The 18,378-nt window shown below is 48.9% G+C and carries 19 protein-coding genes; 10 read left to right on the forward strand and 9 right to left on the reverse strand.

What is annotated here, in order from left to right:
- Window positions 1-134 precede the first annotated feature (134 nt).
- Window positions 135-971 (forward strand): (2Fe-2S)-binding protein, encoded by an 837-nt coding sequence (locus L4C36_RS20235; protein ID WP_428479604.1) that lies wholly within the window; start codon window positions 135-137, stop codon window positions 969-971.
- Between the two features lie 14 nt (window positions 972-985).
- Here L4C36_RS20235 and L4C36_RS20240 read toward each other — a convergent pair whose 3' ends face one another.
- A complete protein-coding gene (locus L4C36_RS20240) occupies window positions 986-1,804 on the reverse strand; it encodes a bestrophin-like domain (RefSeq protein WP_428479605.1) in 819 nt (272 codons plus the stop codon).
- A gap of 392 nt (window positions 1,805-2,196) precedes the next feature.
- Between L4C36_RS20240 and L4C36_RS20245 the strand changes: the two genes are divergently transcribed.
- Entirely contained in the window at window positions 2,197-4,257 is a 2,061-nt protein-coding gene (locus L4C36_RS20245) for a glycoside hydrolase family 3 protein (RefSeq protein ID WP_428479606.1), read from the forward strand.
- 219 nt (window positions 4,258-4,476) lie between these two features.
- Window positions 4,477-4,857 (forward strand): hypothetical protein, encoded by a 381-nt coding sequence (locus L4C36_RS20250; RefSeq protein WP_428479607.1) that lies wholly within the window; start codon window positions 4,477-4,479, stop codon window positions 4,855-4,857.
- 111 nt (window positions 4,858-4,968) lie between these two features.
- Here L4C36_RS20250 and L4C36_RS20255 read toward each other — a convergent pair whose 3' ends face one another.
- From L4C36_RS20255 to L4C36_RS20285, 7 genes are all read right to left on the reverse strand, one after another.
- A complete protein-coding gene (locus tag L4C36_RS20255) occupies window positions 4,969-5,472 on the reverse strand; it encodes a YgjV family protein (RefSeq protein ID WP_428479608.1) in 504 nt (167 codons plus the stop codon).
- A 174-nt stretch (window positions 5,473-5,646) separates the two neighbouring features.
- On the reverse strand, window positions 5,647-6,273 hold the full coding sequence (locus tag L4C36_RS20260) for a bifunctional 4-hydroxy-2-oxoglutarate aldolase/2-dehydro-3-deoxy-phosphogluconate aldolase (RefSeq protein ID WP_428479609.1): 627 nt from the start codon (window positions 6,271-6,273) through the stop codon (window positions 5,647-5,649).
- Window positions 6,273-7,232, reverse strand: coding sequence for a sugar kinase (locus L4C36_RS20265; protein WP_428479610.1), 960 nt, complete (start codon window positions 7,230-7,232; stop codon window positions 6,273-6,275). Before L4C36_RS20265 ends, L4C36_RS20260 begins: the two co-directional genes overlap by 1 nt.
- Entirely contained in the window at window positions 7,229-8,653 is a 1,425-nt protein-coding gene (uxaC, locus tag L4C36_RS20270) for a glucuronate isomerase (RefSeq protein WP_428479611.1), read from the reverse strand. The genes L4C36_RS20265 and uxaC overlap by 4 nt, the downstream gene beginning before the upstream one ends.
- 55 nt (window positions 8,654-8,708) lie before the next feature.
- Entirely contained in the window at window positions 8,709-10,172 is a 1,464-nt protein-coding gene (locus tag L4C36_RS20275) for a fructuronate reductase (protein WP_428479612.1), read from the reverse strand.
- A gap of 116 nt (window positions 10,173-10,288) precedes the next feature.
- Complete coding sequence (locus tag L4C36_RS20280; RefSeq protein ID WP_428479613.1) at window positions 10,289-11,590, reverse strand: TRAP transporter large permease; 1,302 nt, start codon at window positions 11,588-11,590, stop codon at window positions 10,289-10,291.
- A gap of 18 nt (window positions 11,591-11,608) precedes the next feature.
- Window positions 11,609-12,121: a TRAP transporter small permease gene (locus L4C36_RS20285; RefSeq protein WP_428479614.1), complete on the reverse strand. Its 513-nt coding sequence runs from the start codon at window positions 12,119-12,121 to the stop codon at window positions 11,609-11,611.
- A 314-nt stretch (window positions 12,122-12,435) separates the two neighbouring features.
- On the opposite strand from L4C36_RS20285, the gene L4C36_RS20290 reads away from it, so the two are divergent.
- The 4 genes from L4C36_RS20290 (at window position 12,436) to L4C36_RS20305 (ending at window position 16,285) form a co-directional block, all read left to right on the forward strand.
- Window positions 12,436-13,419, forward strand: a complete 984-nt coding sequence (locus tag L4C36_RS20290; protein ID WP_428479615.1) for a TRAP transporter substrate-binding protein — start codon at window positions 12,436-12,438, stop codon at window positions 13,417-13,419.
- A gap of 97 nt (window positions 13,420-13,516) precedes the next feature.
- A complete protein-coding gene (locus tag L4C36_RS20295; protein ID WP_428479616.1) occupies window positions 13,517-14,305 on the forward strand; it encodes an FCD domain-containing protein in 789 nt (262 codons plus the stop codon).
- A gap of 144 nt (window positions 14,306-14,449) precedes the next feature.
- The gene (gene uxuA, locus L4C36_RS20300; RefSeq protein WP_428479617.1) at window positions 14,450-15,634 is read left to right on the forward strand and encodes a mannonate dehydratase; all 1,185 of its coding nucleotides are present in this window, start codon (window positions 14,450-14,452) and stop codon (window positions 15,632-15,634) included.
- Window positions 15,635-15,856: 222 nt separating this feature from the next.
- Complete coding sequence (locus L4C36_RS20305; RefSeq protein ID WP_428479618.1) at window positions 15,857-16,285, forward strand: universal stress protein; 429 nt, start codon at window positions 15,857-15,859, stop codon at window positions 16,283-16,285.
- On the opposite strand, the gene L4C36_RS20310 is transcribed toward L4C36_RS20305, so the two are convergent.
- Window positions 16,269-16,805, reverse strand: a complete 537-nt coding sequence (locus L4C36_RS20310; protein WP_428479619.1) for a GNAT family N-acetyltransferase — start codon at window positions 16,803-16,805, stop codon at window positions 16,269-16,271. The genes L4C36_RS20305 and L4C36_RS20310 overlap by 17 nt on opposite strands.
- A 174-nt stretch (window positions 16,806-16,979) precedes the next feature.
- Between L4C36_RS20310 and L4C36_RS20315 the strand changes: the two genes are divergently transcribed.
- From L4C36_RS20315 to L4C36_RS20325, 3 genes are read left to right on the forward strand one after another with little or no spacing between them, the layout of a single operon-like run.
- Window positions 16,980-17,474 (forward strand): NanQ anomerase/TabA/YiaL family protein, encoded by a 495-nt coding sequence (locus L4C36_RS20315; protein WP_428479631.1) that lies wholly within the window; start codon window positions 16,980-16,982, stop codon window positions 17,472-17,474.
- Window positions 17,475-17,521: 47 nt separating this feature from the next.
- Window positions 17,522-17,917, forward strand: a complete 396-nt coding sequence (locus L4C36_RS20320; protein ID WP_428479620.1) for an ACT domain-containing protein — start codon at window positions 17,522-17,524, stop codon at window positions 17,915-17,917.
- Window positions 17,918-17,970: 53 nt separating this feature from the next.
- On the forward strand, window positions 17,971-18,375 hold the full coding sequence (locus L4C36_RS20325; RefSeq protein WP_428479621.1) for an NUDIX hydrolase: 405 nt from the start codon (window positions 17,971-17,973) through the stop codon (window positions 18,373-18,375).
- The last annotated feature ends 3 nt before the right edge of the window (window positions 18,376-18,378 follow it).

The raw sequence follows: 18,378 nt of genomic DNA on the forward strand, positions 1-18,378 counted from the left end.
ATATAAATCTTGCATAATTTTGTAGATGACTGTTTTTTACCCTTCATTTTATAAAATTCAATTCGTTTAATGCCTTACAGGGATTGGGTGGGGCTTTTTTACTGTTTTAACCACTTTTTGCATAAGAAAAAATAATGAATATAAGTACTGATATGGGACCGCTTTGGCCGGGACAACCTGATACGAGCTCGTTGCATGCGCAGCTTGACTGGCTCACGCAATGTGAGCCTTTCTTCCGTTTGCAAACCGGTCAACAAGGGGACACACTGGCGGAGTGGCTAGACAACCGCTGTTCACAAGTGATCGCATTGTTTTGCCAAGATATCCAGACACAACGGGCTGTTGGGGCGTCCATGTGGCTGAAAGGTTTTAGTGCGCACTTGCTGTCAGGCATGGCCGCATTGCGCCTCAAGTTTCAGCGTGTCATGCATTTTGATGTGCATACGATAAACCTGTTGTTATCACCGAAAGGCAAAGTGAAAGCGGTCTCAATTACAGATGACGCGCCTTTTTATTGTTTGGCGACCGATCCGTTGGCGGGATCGCCTTTGGCGCGCGTGGTGGCATCAGAAGCCGCGCTAGATGCGCAGTTTTCTGCTTTGCTGGTGGCGCTGGGTCAATACATGGCGCCGTATTTCAAAATACAGAAAGTCAGTCGCACGCTATTTTGGGGGCATTGGGGCTACGCCGTGGGCTTGGTGTTTCAGAAATTAACCCAAAACGGGGCTGACAGTGTCTTGCTTGAAACATTGCAACCGAATGCGGATCGCTGGTTACAGTCCTTATTGCCTGCCACTGCCACATTAAATGCCATCAAGGTGGCCTCACAGGCGCCTATGGCGGTCTATTATGTGCGGCGTGAAACGTGTTGTTTGAAATATAAATTGGATGGCAAGAAGCACTGCTCGACCTGTCAGCTTACGGATCCTGAGGAGCAGCGACGCCGCTATCAAGCGAAGCTCTCCGCTTAATCTGATATCGCCCCTCACTTGATCGGCATCTGCTGCCCGAGATCAGAGGAGAGCACGTTATCCAAGCTATCACGTAAATCAATCAACGGCTGTTGGCTGATTTCAATGATGCTGCGCTCGGGTCTGTCGAGTTCGACAATTAAGGTCAACACTAACGAAAAGGCCAATGCAAAAGGCAGCGCGGCGACCAATGCTCTGCCTTTATTTTCAGCCCCGACCTGAATCCCGTTTAACGCCACTGTCAGAAAGGTGAGCAAGCCGAGCGTAAACCAAATACTGATAGGAATACGGCCCCGAAAGCCTTTATTGACGCGCTCGGTATGAATGTCGATGACATCATTGAGTGCGCTGATATACAGCAAAAGCAACTCGGGTGAGGTTGTATCATGCGCTTGAATGGCTTCGTCCCACAACCGGAGTTGTAAGGCTTCACTGTCTACAATGACCTGATTGACCACTTCTTTTTGTTTTTCTGGATCTTCCACCACGCGAATTGTCACGTATTCGCGCAATAACGCACGGCTGCGTGAACGGTACGGCTCTGCCAGAAGTGATGCTCGCAGTATTGTCGTTCCCACCGCATTGGCTTCTGCTAGCACCAATTGTTTTCGTTCGCCGGATTTTGCCGCCGCCATACTGAATGTAATCGCCAAGATAAAGGCCAGCAGACTGGCGAGGCCGGTGGCCATCGGGCTGATTGATCCACTGATTTGTTTGGCCGGAAAGCGTTGTGCCAATTGGTAGCCACATTCAAACATGACAACAATCGTGCTGAAAATCAGCAACAGAATCAAGTAGATGGAAAGCGAATCAAGGAAGGATTCAATATACATATATCAGCCTTGGCTACGAATTCAGTGTGGTCTGCCTATGTCCTTTTTGGATAAAAGCGCTGCTCGGTGAAAGTATAGCGGTTTGCCTGTGTCCCGATTCTCAGACCCGCTCGGGCGTCACTTTTTGTTTCAGTATGACACGCCGTTACAGGGCGGTGTTGACATTCCTTCAGGTTATCTATTTTGCTATCAATAACGAGCGATATCGTCTGTGACTCTATCGGTATTTTGATCGGAGAAATAAGACTATTTAAATAAAGCGTGATCAATGTAAACCAATTTATTTTATTGGTTGATCTTGCTCCGCAAAGTAATACAAATAGGTTAACCAATTGTTCGGTGGTGGATAGGATGCGTGTGTATCTCGTCTACTAACGATCTTAAGGAAAGCCATGAACAGCACACATTTTACGTTAGCACCTATCGCTGTCGCATTGATTTTAGCCGGCTGTAATTCATCGTCTGACAGTAACGATGGCAAGGATGATCTTGTCCAACCGCAGGTACAATCAAAAGTACACGCCATCATCAAGGTGGACGATTACCAGTTTCGTGACGCCAATGGTAACGGCACACTTGAGCCTTATGAAGACTGGCGTTTAACACCAGAGACGCGTGCTGCCGACTTGGTGACGCGCATGAACCTGGAAGAAAAAGCCGGGATGATGCTGATTGATACCTTAAATTCAGACGTGGGCGGCATGCCTGCCGATGATGCGGTTGATTTAGTGAATAAGCAGCACATGACACGCTTTATTTTCCGTAATCCTGTCGTTGAAACACCGAATAATGATCGCGAACCGGGTCGAAGTGGGTTTGATATTACCCCAACACAAGCGGCGAAATACATGAATGCGATGCAGTTAATGGCAGAACTGACGCCACACGGTATTCCGGTTTTATTTAAATCTAACGCCCGTAATCATATTGATCCAACGGCAAAGGCGGGGATCAATGTGGCATCAGGGGCATTCTCTGCCTGGCCGAAAGAAGCGGGGCTGGCAGCTACTCGCGATATGGCGTTGATCACCGAGTTTTCACACATCATGAATGATGAGTGGTCATCCATTGGTTTGCGCAGTATGTATGGTTACATGATGGACTTAGCGACAGAGCCGCGTTGGTACCGTGTCCACGAAACCTTTACGGAAGATGCTGACTTGGCGTCTGATATCATGCGGGCATTAGTGATTGGTTTGCAGGGCGAGACGGTTAACGAGAACAGTATTGCGCTGACTATCAAGCACTTCCCAGGCGGTGGCCCGCAAGAAAATGGCGGTGATCCCCATTATGATTTTGGTAAAAACCAAAACTATGCAGGGGACAATTTTGATTATCACCTCAAGCCATTTATCGCAGCGATAGAGGCGGGCGCTGGGTCGATCATGCCGTATTACGGCATTCCTGTTGATCAGGATGTGAAGCCGAACGATGTTGGCATGTCATTCTCTAAAGGGGTAGTCACAGAACTGTTGCGTCAGGATTTGAAGTTCGATGGGTATGTGAATACGGATACCGGCATTATTTCTATGACGCCATGGGGCGTGGAGCATAAAACGGAGCTAGAGCGTGTTGCGTTAACGATTGATGCGGGCGCCGATGTGTTATCTGGCTTTAAAGATGGCTCTATGATCGTTGAACTGGTCGAGAAAAAGCTCGTTACAGAAGATCGCATTGATGAGTCTGTCGAGCGTTTGCTGAAAGAGCAGTTCCAACTTGGGTTATTTGAAAATGCCTATGTCGACCCTGATATTGCTGATAAGACGTTAGGCAAACCTGAATACCAAGAGCGTGCGGAGTATGCCCAGCGTAAGTCGGTGGTTTTGCTGTCGAACAAAGAAGACAGTAGCCTGAAGGCGACATTACCACTGCCTACATCGGTCGATAATCCACTGACGCTGTACACCATGGGGGTGAATGCAGAACTTGCCCAAGCGCAAGGGTATGACGTAGTGGCCGGTGATTATGACGAAGGCACCCAGCGTCCTGTTGCTAATGGGGCAGACGCTGCGCTGATCCGCGTGTTTGTGACCAATGAAGGCGCAGATTCCCATTTGGTGTATGGCGGAGCAAACCCTGACGAGCTGGATATTCTCGCGTTCACCGATATGGCGGCGGCGAAATCATGGAAAATAAGCCCAAGCTTAGCGGACATTAAAGCCGTGATGAATGAAGTGGGGGCCGAGAAAACCGTGCTTGCCATCAACTTCCGTCAGCCTTTTGTGTTGGATGAAGAGAGCGGGCTAAAGGATGCGGGCGCTATCATTGCCACATTCGGTGTGTCCGATTCTGCGTTGCTGGATGTGGTGTCGGGTGAGTTCAATCCGCAGGGTAAATTACCGTTTGCGTTGGCAAACAGTGCGGAAGCCATCGTCAATCAGTTGTCTGATTTACCGGGTTATCCAGAAGCCGATACACTGTATCCGTTTGGTCACGGTTTAAGCTACAAATAACGCGTCGCAATAACAAACAAAGTGAACGCTTGGGGGTAAACGCCACGTGTTCACTTTTTGTTGATCCTGCTCTATATCCTTATAAATATTGGTCAACCAATTTTACTTGTTCCGCTATACTCTGTTGAGTGAATCCGGCTTAGCCGTTCACTCAACCAATATACGGTTATGACAATCGAACAGCCTGATCTCAAAATGAATAATAAAAGGACGTAATGAATGAACACTGATATGAATGTGCTTGAGTGGGAAAATAAGGAAATACCTCATCGCTTATGGGTTGAGAAACACGACGCGACGCATACGCGACTTTGTATGAAAATCATCAAAGATGTTGAACCGGAAATGCTTTACCTTGATCTCGCCGTCAGCCAAGCGCAAGTGATTGGCGCATGGCAAGGGTGTGCTGTGGCGGTTTCCAGCGAATACCATGATGCACACCTGTATTCACAGGTACGTTGTTTGATGAACCTGCCGCAAGGTTGTGTTGTCTGGATGGTTAACCATATTCAATTGCCTTGTGGCAACAAAATGTCAGCAGATAAATTGGCGCTTATTCCGGGAATGAAGTTGTCTGGCGGTAAACTGATCGCCCAATAATGGTTTGTCGCGCAATAAACCAAATAAACAAAAAGACAAACCCGAATAGTATTCTGTTCGGGTTTGTTTTTTATGCACGGAGCAAAGACGCGCAGAACGAAACGAGTGAGATTACATCACGGCTTTTCTTGCTTTGAGCATTTTTGAAATAGTAAAAATGTTCATCGCAATGAAGGTGGTTTCCATCATTATCCCGCCAATTGATCCTAATAATAGATTGTTTATCAACCAGCAAAATGAGTTAAACATGATCAACATGCGCAGTTGAATACCTTCTGCTTTAAAGAGGGCCCACGTTGCGACGGAGGTACCAAACAGAGGAAGTAACTCATAGTGATGCTGGACGTTAGGGAGGCCCATGACCCAAAGCAGAATGATAAAGAACACCAATACCGACGTAGATTGGGTTCTGGTTGATGCGTAACTGCGCAGGGCACTGATCCCGCAACCGATGGCGGGGGCTAAGGCATCCATTAATAGGAAGTGACTGAATAAGATGATCTGGAAAAAGACCAGATGCAGTCGAAAGCGTTTACCATCTTGATGGAAAAATGAGCTCGCACCCACCACAAAAGCGACGAGACCGATACATTGTGCAAAATTAAGTTCAGGCATGGTTATCAACGTCCTTGATGATGAGCAGCAACGGACACGATGGTTGAGTGTGTGCTGCTTGATGCATATTCGTGGTGACTATACAGAAGAGAAAGCGGCTGAGCAAAAGGCTTCCCGAAGGAAGCCTTTGTCTGCGCTGAGTGAGTTGCGCAGTACGTATTGTGCAGAGGGTGATTAGGCGACTAAGTCCGCGGCTTCACGCGCCAAACGCCCAATTTCGTCCCAACGGCCTTCATTGATCATCGCCTTGTCGACCATCCACGTGCCGCCACAAGCAAATACGCGATCAATTGCTAGGTATTCATTGATGTTTTTCGTGTTAACACCGCCCGTTGGCATGAACTGGATCTGCGTGTAAGGACCCAGTAGGGATTTCACCATGTTAATGCCACCGGATGCTTCCGCGGGGAAAAACTTCAGTGTGGTGATGCCCATCTCAATCGCCGCTTCAACGGCACTCGGGTTGTTCACGCCAGGGACGATATCAATGCCGATCTCTTGGCAGGCTTTGACGGTGTTAGGGTTAAAGCCTGGTGATACCACAAAGGTCGCACCTGCTTCTTTTGCCGCAATGGCTTGTTCGCGGTTCAGTACCGTACCGGCACCAATCAGCATGTCCGGCTGGGCTTCACGCAATAGGCGAATCGCTTCAACAGCTGCATCGGAACGGAAGGTGATTTCCGCCGCAGGCAGACCATTTTCAGCCAGTGCTTTACCCAAAGGAATGATATCTTCGGCGCGATCAATGGCGATAACAGGGATAACTTTGATGGCAGCAAGCTGCTGGGCAATCGTGCTCATTATTGGGCTTCCTTTTTGGTTGGAACATTAAAATTAATTGTCGCTGTGGCGGACGCGGGAATAATCGCGCCTTTATGTTGGATCACGATACCGGCAAGCTGGTGGCCTTGCTCTGAACACTGCACCGGTGATTTTCCGGTCAGGACGCCAGCAAGGAAACCCGCATTGAAGGAGTCACCGGCAGAGGTGGTATCAACAACCGTTTTGACCGGTGTCGTCGCTACAAACGTACGGATTTCTGTGGTGAAATCTTCGTAGACGTTGCCTTTGGGCCCCATCTTCACCACTGCCTTTCTAACCCCTGCAACCTTGAGGCGAGCCAGAGTAGCTTTTTCGTCCTCGTCACCCCAAAGTGCGGCTTCATCATCGTTAGTGACCAGTGCGAGATCGGTGATCGCTAACAATGGGGTGTAGCATGCACGTGCGACATCGGCACTTTCCCACAGGGCAGGGCGGTAGTTGGAGTCAAACACGATCGCAATGCCTTGGCGGTTGAGTTGGGTCAGTAACTCAATCAGACGTAAGCGATCATCGGCAGGCAAGATAGCCACGCTGATCCCGCTCAGGTACACCATATCAACGGTTTCAAGGTGCTTGGCAACGGTGACGAAATCCGGATGCTGCAACATGTAACGGGCAGCAGACTGGTTACGCCAGTACAAGAACGTGCGCTCGCCTTGGTCATCCAGCTGGATCAGGTATAGCCCCGGTTGGCGGGTAGGATCTCGCAGCACTACGTCAGTGTTGATGCCTTCGTCTTGCCAGCGCGCGATCATGCCGTTGCTGATGGCATCGCAACCTAGCGCAGAAACGTAATCAATCGCAACAGACTGGCCAGCCGTTCGCGCCAAGTAAACGGCGGTATTGAGTGAGTCGCCACCGTAAGCTTGCGTCATGGCGCCAAAAGGGGCGCCATTGAGTTCAATCATGCATTCGCCGATCAGCGCGATACGCTTCATGCGTGTTCTCCCGGTAGCTGAAAGTAGGTTTTGGCGTTATGGAAGCAGATATCCTGAACCATCTTGCCTAACATGTTGATGTCATTTGGGACTTCGCCGTTAGCCGCCCACTGACCGATCATGTTACAGAGAATGCGACGGAAATATTCGTGGCGGGTGTAAGACAAGAAGCTACGCGAATCAGTCAGCATACCGACAAACTGGCTGAGCAGACCCAGCTGAGACAGTTGCTCCATCTGGCGTTGCATGCCGTCTTTTTGATCGTTGAACCACCAACCGGAACCAAACTGGACTTTGCCGGCGATACCGCCGCCTTGGAAGTTACCGATCATCGTTGCCATCATTTCATTATCGCGCGGGTTCAGGCAGTACAAGATGGTTTTTGGTAGCTCATTGGTGATATCCATCTGATCAAGCAGTGACGCCAGCTGGAAGGCAAAGGGACGATCGCCAATCGAGTCAAACCCACAATCCGCCCCAAGCAATTGGAACATACGGGTGCTGTTATTACGTTGGGCACCGATGTGAAGCTGCATAACCCAGCCACGTTTCGCATATTGCTTACCTAGCCATACTTGGACGGCGGTGCTGAATTGGTCTACCTCGTCTTCCGTCAGCGTTTCACCTTGCAGACGGCGAGTGATCATGGCGTCAAGGGTCGTTTCTGCTGGTACCTTACCGTAGCGCACAATTTCAATGCCATGATCAGCGGCACGACAGCCATGCGCTGCGAAGTGGTCAAGTCGGCGGTCAAGGGCCGTCAGTAGATCGGCAAAACGGGTGATTTCAATGTCAGCCACTTCGCCCAGCAGTTGCATGTATTCGGCAAAACCCGGCAGTTCAATTTTGAACGCGCGATCAGGACGCCAGCTTGGTGCGACTTCCACATCAAAGCTGTCATCTTCGGCGATGGCTTTATGGTATTCCAGCGAATGGATCGGGTCGTCTGTCGTGCCCGCCATCACCACATTCATCTGCTTCATGATGCCACGCGCTGAGAATTCCGGGGAGGCCAGCATCTCGTTACATTCGTGCCAGATCCCTTCTGCGGTTTCTGGGCCAAACAGCTTACCCGTAATACCGAACGGGCGGCGAAGCTCAAGGTGGCTCCAGTGGTAAAGCGGGTTACCCAATGTTTGTGGGACAGTTTTCGCCCATGCCATGTATTTATCGAAATCGCTGCTCGCTTTGCCCGTGATCAGCGCTTCTGGGACACCGGCAGAGCGCATGCCGCGCCATTTATAGTGATCACCTTCCAACCAGATCTGCCCAAGGTTGGCAAACTGGCGGTCGTGTGCCACTTCTTGTGGGTTCAGGTGACAGTGGTAATCGTAGATCGGCATGTCTTTGGCGTAGTCATGGTACAACTGGCGCGCAATGTCATTGGAAAGAAGGAAATCGTCACAAAGGAAGGTTTTCATGTTTTGCTCCAAGCAGTACGCCGGACGTTAACGTCCGGCGTCGGTATTCAGTCAATTACAGAGAGGCAACCGCAGCACGCGCGCCTTTGGTGATGATCAGCTGGTAGGCTTTGGTCACGGCTGTTACAAACGCGTCGTTGTTGATCAGGTCAGTGCCGAAGATCGCCTCGATGCCCAGAATGGCTTTCACCACCGAGGTGTTAATGCCATGTTCGGCGTAGATGGCTTGGAATTGCTCAACCATTGGGTCACGCACATCAATCGGTTGCTCATTCTCATCGACACCGGCGATGTAACGCATCCAGCCTGCAATACCCATCGCCAGCCATGGGTAATCCGTCCCTTGTGCAAGGTGGTGACGTAGCGAGCCGCCCATACGCTGTGGAATTTTTTGGCTGCCGTCCATCGCAATCTGCCAAGTCTGGTGCTTCAGGCTTGGGTTGGTGAAGCGAGCGATCAATAGCGTGGCGTACCCTTCTAAATCTGTGCCTTCTGGCATGTTCAGGGTAGGGGCTTGTGCTTTCATCATCATGTCGAAAGCCGCTTTACGGTAGTTTTCGTTGGTCATGGTGTCTGAAATATGCGCATAGCCGCCAAGGTAACCCAAGTAAGCCAAGAAAGAATGGCTGCCGTTTAGCATGCGCAGTTTCATTTCTTCAAACGGCACCACGTCAGACACGAACTCAGCACCCGCGATATTCCACTCAGGACGACCGTTGACAAAGTTGTCTTCAATTACCCACTGACGGAAAGGTTCACACGCGATACCGCATGGGTCTTCTACGCCGACAAGCTGTGCAATGTCAGCCAGTGTTTCGGGTGTTGCAGCAGGAACAATGCGATCAACCATGGTGCAAGGGAAGGTCACATTGGCTTCAATCCAGCCAGCCAGTTCCTGGTCAACCAAGTTAGCAAAATCCAGCACGGCGGCACGGGCTACATGACCATTTTCTTGCACGTTGTCGCATGACATGACGGTGAATGGGGTGATATTGCGCTCACGGCGAAGACGCAGTGCTTCAACAATATAGCCAATCGCAGAATCTGGTTCGCGTGGGTGTGCAAGGTCGGCTTTGATCAGGCCGTTGTTCTTGTCTAGACGGCCCGTTGCCGGGTCTGCACAGTAACCTTTTTCCGTGATGGTCATGGATACAATAGCGACTTGTTCTTCCGCCATTTTTTCTAATACCGTTTGCTTGCCGTCAAGCGCAGGGTGCAAAGATTCGGTCACAGAGCCAATCAGTTTAACGTCTGTGCGCTCGGCGCCTTTTTCGGCCACGGTGTACAGGTGGTCTTGCTCGCGCAGTTGTTGAATAAGATCTTCACCGCCGAACAGGTTGATTTCACAGATCCCCCAATTGCTGCCGGTTTTTTCCAGCATCTCATTGGTGAATAGGGCTTGGTGAGCGCGGTGAAAGGCACCAAAACCTAAGTGAACGATACGGCTTTGCAGTGCGCTGCGATCGTACGCTGCACGGATGACTTGAGGGTTAATCGGGCTGTTTGCAATGTTCTTCATGTTGGCGTCCTTTATCCCGCTAGGTTGACGCTAGCGGGATGTTGCGAAATAGGAGTGTGAGGAAAGATCGTTGTTCTATTTTTATGCTGTTGCGATGCGTACCTAGAACCTGGAACTTAGTAACCGAGCACCAAGCGCGGTAGGAACAAACTCAGTTCAGGGATAAAGGTGACAGCCAGCAACGCGGCAACCAAGGCGGCGTAGAATGGAAGCAATGGCTTGATGATTTTATCGATAGAGACTTTCGCCACGGAACAACCGATGAACAGCGCACTCCCCACTGGCGGTGTACAGATACCAATGGCCAAGTTGAAGGTCATCATGATACCGAAGTGAACAGGGTCAACACCCAAGTCCAGAACGATAGGCATGAAGATAGGCGTAAAGATCAATACCGCTGGTGTCATGTCCATGAAGATACCGACAATCAGAAGGATCAGGTTGATGATAAGCAGGATCATCAGTGGGTCTTCAGAAATCGCCAGTAGGGCGTCAGCAATCATGTAAGGGATATCGGCGTTCGCCATCGCCCATGACATACCCATTGAGGCGCCAACCAGTAGCAGCACGATGGATGTCGTGACGGCAGACTCAAGGATAATGCCAGGCAAATCTCTGATCTTCACTTCGCGGTAGAACACAACCGCAAGCACCAAGGTGTAGACCACTGCAATGGCAGAAGCTTCTGTCGCGGTAAAAATACCGCCGATGATGCCGCCCATGATGACCACAATCAGTAGCAGTGATGGCATGGCTTTGATGAATGTATCCCAAACCTGAGCAAGTGTCGGTTTGGCGGCGACAGGGTAGCCACGTTTTTTCGCAATGTAACCGGCCACTGCCATCAGGCTTAGGCCCATCAAGATGCCAGGGATGTAACCGGCAAGGAACAAGGCCGCGACAGAGGTACCGCCAGACACCAATGAGAACACAATCAGCGTGTTACTTGGCGGGATCAACAAACCGGTTGGACAAGAGGTAATGTTCACCGCAGCAGAGAAGTGCTCATCGTAGCCTTCTTTTTTCTGCAAGGGAGACATGGTACCGCCCACCGCTGCAGCTGACGCCACCGCTGAACCTGAAATCGAGCCAAACATCATGTTCGCCATGATATTAACGTGTGCCAGTGAGCCAGGAAGACGTCCACCCAGTACTTTAGCGAAGTTAATCAGACGGATAGCGATACCGCCTTGGTTCATGATGTTACCCGCCAGAATAAAGAACGGGATAGCCAACAGGGCAAAGTTATCCAGACCGGCTGCCATACGCTGAGCGACAACCGCAATCGCGGGCTCAAGCGGCAGGCTCATCATGATGGTGGCTAATGATGAAAGACCAATAGCGAATGACACTGGGATCCCGAAAGTCAGGAGAACCGCAAAGCTACCAAATAGTGTGAGAATGAGTTGCCATTCCATTGTAGACATCCTTTTTAATTAGTTTTGCTGGGTTTCAGTAAGAAGTGGTTTACCAGACGTCAACTGGCTAACTTTGTCTAAACCAAATACTGTCGAGTAGAAAATCATCAATAAGCCACTGATTGGAAGACAGAAGTAGATGTAACCCATCTGCATGCCCAGTGCGGGAGTGAGCTGTCCGGTGGACAGGGTTTTCAGTGCTAAATTCGTGCCGCCGTAAACCAATACAATGAAGGCAAACACGGCAATGGCGATTTGAATTACGATTTCATTAATCAGTTTGCGTTTACCCGTCAGCTTCATGGTGAGCAGGTCAATCGCCAAGTGACGTTTTTGGCCGGTGGTGTATGCCGCGCCAATCAGGGCGACCCACATAAACAAGTAGCGAGCGAGTTCATCCGTGACGGTACTGGGTTTACCAATGACATAGCGAGAAAGCACCTGCCAGATGACACATACAACCAAGAAGCTAGAGAGTGAGACGGTAAAAACCGACAACCCTCGGTTTATATAACCAACCAGTTTGTTCATTTTACGTTCCTTATCATCATGGGTCGCATGGCTGATGCAATTGATTAATCCATTTGGTTAACCAAAGAAAATGTATGCTAATGACACTTTCTATCAAATATGCAAGTTCTGGTGGGCGATTATATGAATGAATCATAAAATGTCATGTGAGCTTGTTCACAATTAGATTGGTTGACCAATTTTAGGGGTGGATGTGTGATATTGGTCAATCAATTTGATTTATTGCTTTGACGGTGACGGTTTTTCGCGCCAATATTGCTCCGTATTCACACATACCCTACACAATGGATAACCAATTTCACGGAGACATAAGAATGATGACGCGTAAAAGTCTGCTAACTGCTGTGATCGGTGCGGCACTCACATTCGGTGCTTCTGCATCCGCTTATGCGACAACCACGTTAAAGCTTAGCCATAACAACCCACGTGACCATGCTGTCCATAAAGCGATGGACCACATGGCAAAAGAAGTACGTAAACTGACGAACGGCGAAGTGCGTATTCGTATTTATCCGGATGCGCAGCTAGGTAACCAGCGCGAGTCGATGGAACTGATGCAAAATGGTGCGTTGGACATGGTGAAAACCAATGCTGCAGAGCTTGAAGCCTTTGCACCGGCGTATTCTGCGTTCAACATGCCGTACTTGTTCCGTGATCAGAGCCACTATTACAACGTGCAAGAAGGGGAAGTGGGCGAAGAAATTCTGGCGTCTTCCCGTGAGAGTGGGTTCATTGGTGTAACGTATTATGATGCGGGTGCGCGTAGCTTCTATACATCAAAACCGATCATGACACCGGCCGATCTTAAAGGCATGAAGGTGCGTGTGCAGCCAAGCCCATCTGCTATCAGCATGGTAGAAGCGCTAGGTGCGAGCCCGACACCACTGGCCTACGGTGAGCTGTATACGGCACTTCAGCAGGGTGTTGTTGATGCGGCAGAAAATAACATTCCATCATTCAGTTTGAGCCGTCACAGTGAAGTGTCGAAATACTTTAGTCTAGATGAGCACACAATGGTGCCGGATGTCTTGGTTATATCAACCAAAGCATATGATGGTTTGTCTGAAGAAAACCGTAAGGCACTCAAGCAAGCGGCCATGAATTCGATGGAAGTCATGAAAACATTGTGGGCGGAATCAGAAGCCAAAGAACGTGCGAAAGCTGAAAAGTTGGGTGTGAAATTTGTCTCTACGGATAAAGCGGCATTCGTTAAAGCGGTTCAGCCAATGTATGACGATGTTAAAAAGTCAAATCCGTCTCTGAATTTGCTTATTGAACGTATCCAAGCTGTACAGTAATTAAGAATATAGCAAAGAACACGCAAGGTGTTGCTACAATATAAATATAGAGGTTGACCAATTTATTTTGGTCATTATGATGACGTATATGAGTGTAATGGAAAAGAGTGACAATATCATCATGATGCCTTTTGAACCTAAACGACCTTATCAAGAGTTAGGATTAATACTCAGACGAGAATTAATTGATGGGCACTATAAAGTGGGCGATCGCCTACCGCCAGAGCGCGATATTGCAGAACGACTGGATGTCAGCCGTACTGTTGTTCGCGAAGCCATCATCATGCTTGAGTTAGAAAATCTGGTTGAGGTGAAAAAAGGCTCGGGTGTGTATGTCCTCAATATTCCGAATCTGTCGAACAGCCGTGAAAATGTGATCAGCGATGATGCAGGCCCCTTTGAAATGTTGCAGGCAAGGCAATTATTAGAAAGTAATATTGCTGAATTTGCGGCGATTCAGGTGACACCTGGGGACATTGTAAAAATGCGTGCGGCGCTGAAACTAGAGCGCACAGAGCTTGCGAGCGGTTCCAAAGAATGTGTGGGTGACGAACAATTTCATCTGTGTATTGCTGAAGCGACCCAGAACTCTGTGCTGGTGGATATGCTCAAGCATTCTTGGGAACGCCGAGAGCAAAGCCCTATGTGGAAAACCTTGCACGCGCGCATCACTGATCAGGCTTATCGTGAAGAATGGCTGGAAGACCATGCACGCATTTTGGCTGCAATGCAGCGCAAAGATCCTATTGCGGCCAAAAACGCCATGTGGCAACACCTTGAAAATGTAAAGCAACGGTTATTAGATCTCTCTGATATCGATGATCCTAATTTTGATGGGTATTTATTTAGCTCAAACCCCGTTGTTCTCCTTGGTGGAGAAAACTAGTTACATTCTATTATATCGGCCAATTATTCCATTGGCCTTTATTTGAAGGCAATTAACACCGTTTAATTGTTTATTTAAAGTCAAAAAATACTTAATTCGAATCTTATCGAGCGGGTTAAGTCTGTCTGTTAAAAGGTGATTGTCATGGAACAAACGTGGCGTTGGTATGGCCCAAATGATTCTGTCTCGCTTGATGATATTCGTCAGGCGGGTGCAACGGGTATTGTGAATGCATTGCACCATATTCCTAATGGTGAAGTGTGGACAAAAGATGAAATTCTAAAGCGCAAAGCGATTATTGAAGCAAAAGGTTTAACGTGGTCTGTTGTTGAAAGCGTGCCTGTGCATGAAGAAATAAAAACACAAACCGGTAACTTCCAGCACTGGATTGATAATTATAAGCAGACATTACGCAATTTGGCGGAATGCGGTATCGATACCGTGTGTTATAACTTTATGCCTGTTTTGGATTGGACGCGTACTGATCTGGAATTTGAAATGGCTGATGGGTCAAAAGCCCTGCGTTTTGACCAAATTGCTTTTGCGGCGTTTGAATTGCATATTTTAAAACGCCCTGGCGCAGAAAATGATTACTCTGCTGACGAGCAAGCGCAAGCGCAAGCGTATTTTAATAATATGTCTGATGCGGAAGTCGCCAAGCTAACCCGCAATATCATTGCTGGTCTGCCGGGGGCTGAAGAAGGCTATACACTGGAAGAGTTTCAGGCACAACTTGATCGCTATGCGGGCATAGATAAAGACGCATTGCGCCAGCATATGAAGCATTTCTTGTCTGAACTGATGCCCGTGTGTGATGCGACAGGCCTGAAAATGGCAGTACACCCAGACGATCCACCGCGTCCGATCCTTGGCTTGCCTCGTATCGTATCCACCATTGAAGACATTGATTGGTTGACCAAGGAAGTGCCGAGCAAAAATAACGGCATTACCATGTGTACCGGGTCTTACGGTGTACGTGGCGATAATGACTTGGTGAATATGATCAAGCAGCACGGTGAGCGTATTTACTTTACCCATCTGCGCTCAACACAGCGTGAAGACAATCCGATGAGCTTCCATGAAGCAGCACACCTTGAAGGTGATGTGGATATGTATGATGTGGTGATGGCGATTCTCGAAGAAGAGCAGCGTCGTGAACAAGCTGGCGAGGCTCGCTTGATTCCAATGCGTCCTGATCATGGTCACCAAATGCTGGATGATCTGAAGAAGACGACAAACCCGGGCTATTCCGCTATCGGTCGTTTGAAAGGCTTAGCCGAAGTGCGCGGGTTAGAGCTTGCGCTCAAGCGTGCTTTCTTTAAGAAATAATTGACTGTCACGGTTGAAATGAAAGGTCCGCTTGCGGGCCTTTTTTCGTGCTATGGCAGACCGTTTACTATTGTGCCCCCTTATCATCCCTATTGTCCGTCATACATTACCCGTTGTGCATTGCGCGTCACCCTAACTCATCTATAGTCAAAGCAGCAGAATGGCAGGCTGGTCTTTGCCATTAGTCGTCTGTGAATGAACAAAAGGTAGAGAGGAGGAGTGATGAAATACAAACATGTCATGCTCGCCGTGAATTTTGATGGCAATGCGGGCTTCCTTATTAGCAAAGCTGCGCAAGAGGCTAAACTCCACCATGCCTTGTTTAGTGTGATTCACATCGACCCTGATTTTTCCGCGCTGTATGAAGGTGTGCGAGAATTTGATGGGCTGAATAACAGCGAGGTGCAGAGTGAAGGTGTCATTGCTATGACGAAGTTGTTATCAGAGGTGGATTATCCCGTGCATAAGCACATCTTCTATGCAGGATATGTGGAAGATCAGATCATTCGAGCGATAGACACGTTCGAGGTGGATCTTTTGGTTATCGGGCATCACGAATCGACGATATTTCGCCAGCTCACCTTATCAGCCAGTGAGCCGCTATTGCGTAAGATGCCCTGTGATATTCAGTTTATCAAACTGGAGGATTAGCGATAAATCGCGTCAGTGTTGGCCAGTGATACACATATTCATCGACCAAACTGCCCTCTGGCGCGACCCATTGTTGGGCATGAATATTGTCGCCCCCCATGTGCTGATAAAAAGCTTGCGCTCTATGGTTAGCTGCCAGCACTTCAAGGTACATCCCCGTCGATTGTGCGTGTTGTTGAATCAGGGTCGCAGCGTGTGTCAGTAACATGCCTCCTAACCCTTTGCCTTTKTGGTGCTGGCTGATATGCAGGTTATCAATAATACTTCCCCACTGGGCGTGTAGGTCCAGATACAGACAGATAAACCCCGCAATGTGTGTGCCGTCACATGCCACAAGAATGTGTTGATTGGATGTTGGTTGGTTGAAGCGGTGTTGCCACAGCGCCAAACGCTCATCAAATACATCGTTGTCTAAATAGGCTTGAGTGAGTTGCCCTCGATAAATGGCTTGCCAGTTTTGCGCATGCAAATGGGCGATAGCGTCTTGGTCTTGCAGGGTGGCAGCGCGAACAGTAAACACAGAGATTCCTTTCTAATACAGAGCGATAAGCATGAATTTATCATTAGCGTGACGAAACACCAAGCTCCCTTGATTTTATCAAGGGTAATCAACGAGGAAGCACGGTAATATAGTGTTTTATGAGTATTTTTTGCAGAGGCGAGCGTGTACCAAGGTCAATTAGCGGCATTAGTAATGAGCGGTGCAGATACCGCAATACAAACAGAGAAAGGCACCGCGTTGCCAGCGGCTGTGATGGCGATTATCCGTCAGGTAAAAGAGCAATTGGCGGCGCAACAAGCCCCTGGCCGTTATGAGGTGGTGGCGGAGAATGTGACCCCTGACGACGTGTTCTATTTTATTGCCGATGATCACACCCAAGTGCTTTCCGAGCGCAAATCGGAATGCCACGCCAAATACATGGACGTGCAGATCGTGCTGGAAGGGGAAGAGTGCTTTGGTTATAGCCTGAAGCCTTTTACCGCGATTGATGAAGATTTGCTGGCAGAGAAAGATTTGGCTTTCAGTGAGCAGGTTATTGATGAACAATTTGCCACGCTGCAGCCGGGAGATTTCATTATTTTTGACACTTTCCAGCCACACCGCCCATTGGTTGCACCGCAGCAACCTGCGCCGGTGAAAAAAGTCGTGGTCAAAATCGCCAAAGCGTGGGCAGATCGTCAGGCTTAAGGTGCTATGATGCCAGTGTGATTCAATTAAAGGCAAAAGGGGGGCACATGTCAGGAATTACTGAGTTAGAGACACTGTTACAATCCATGTCACCGGCATTAATGGACGGTGATTATGTTTTCTGTACGGTTGATGGCGCACTGGCTGATTACGTGCAGTGCGCACCGATAGCCACGTTTCAAGAGCAAGAAGGCTTAACCTTAGTGCTGACACGCGAGAATGCGGAAGCGGCAGGGTTAGCGTTTGACGGTGTGTTTAGCTTGATCAGCCTGATGGTGCATTCCAGCTTAGAGGCCGTGGGCTTAACCGCTGCGGTAGCGACAAAACTGAAAGATCATGGCATCAGTGCCAATGTGATTGCGGCTTATTACCACGATCATATTTTTGTACAAAAAGAAAAAGCGGCACAAGCGCTTGCCGCGTTGAACAGTTTTTCATCGTAGTGTGCTGCGTAGCATATGCACACACATACGATAATAGTGAGTTTGAGGATACAATGGAAAAAGTGATCGATAAACTGGCGTGGTTTACGCTGCGTGACGGCAAGCTGCTTACCGTACGCTCAGTGGGTAAAACCCTGTTCTATTTACCGGGCGGTAAACGTGAAGCCGGTGAAACCGATGAGCAAGCGTTGATCCGTGAGATCAAAGAAGAACTATCCGTGGATTTGGTCTCCAGTAGCTTACAGTATGCTGGCACTTTCGTGGGGCCAGCGGACGGTAAAGCGGAAGGCATTTCAGTCCAACTGACCTGTTACTTTGCTGACTACAGCGGTGAATTACAGGCTGATGCGGAAATCGAAGAACTGGCTTACGTGAACATGCACGATGAAGCCCGTTGTTCAGCCGCCTTGTTGGTCGCGATGGCGTGGCTGAAAGAGCAAGCGCTGATTAACGCATAAAAA

The organism is Photobacterium japonica, from assembly GCF_050337005.1.
Lineage (GTDB): Bacteria > Pseudomonadota > Gammaproteobacteria > Enterobacterales > Vibrionaceae > Photobacterium > Photobacterium japonica.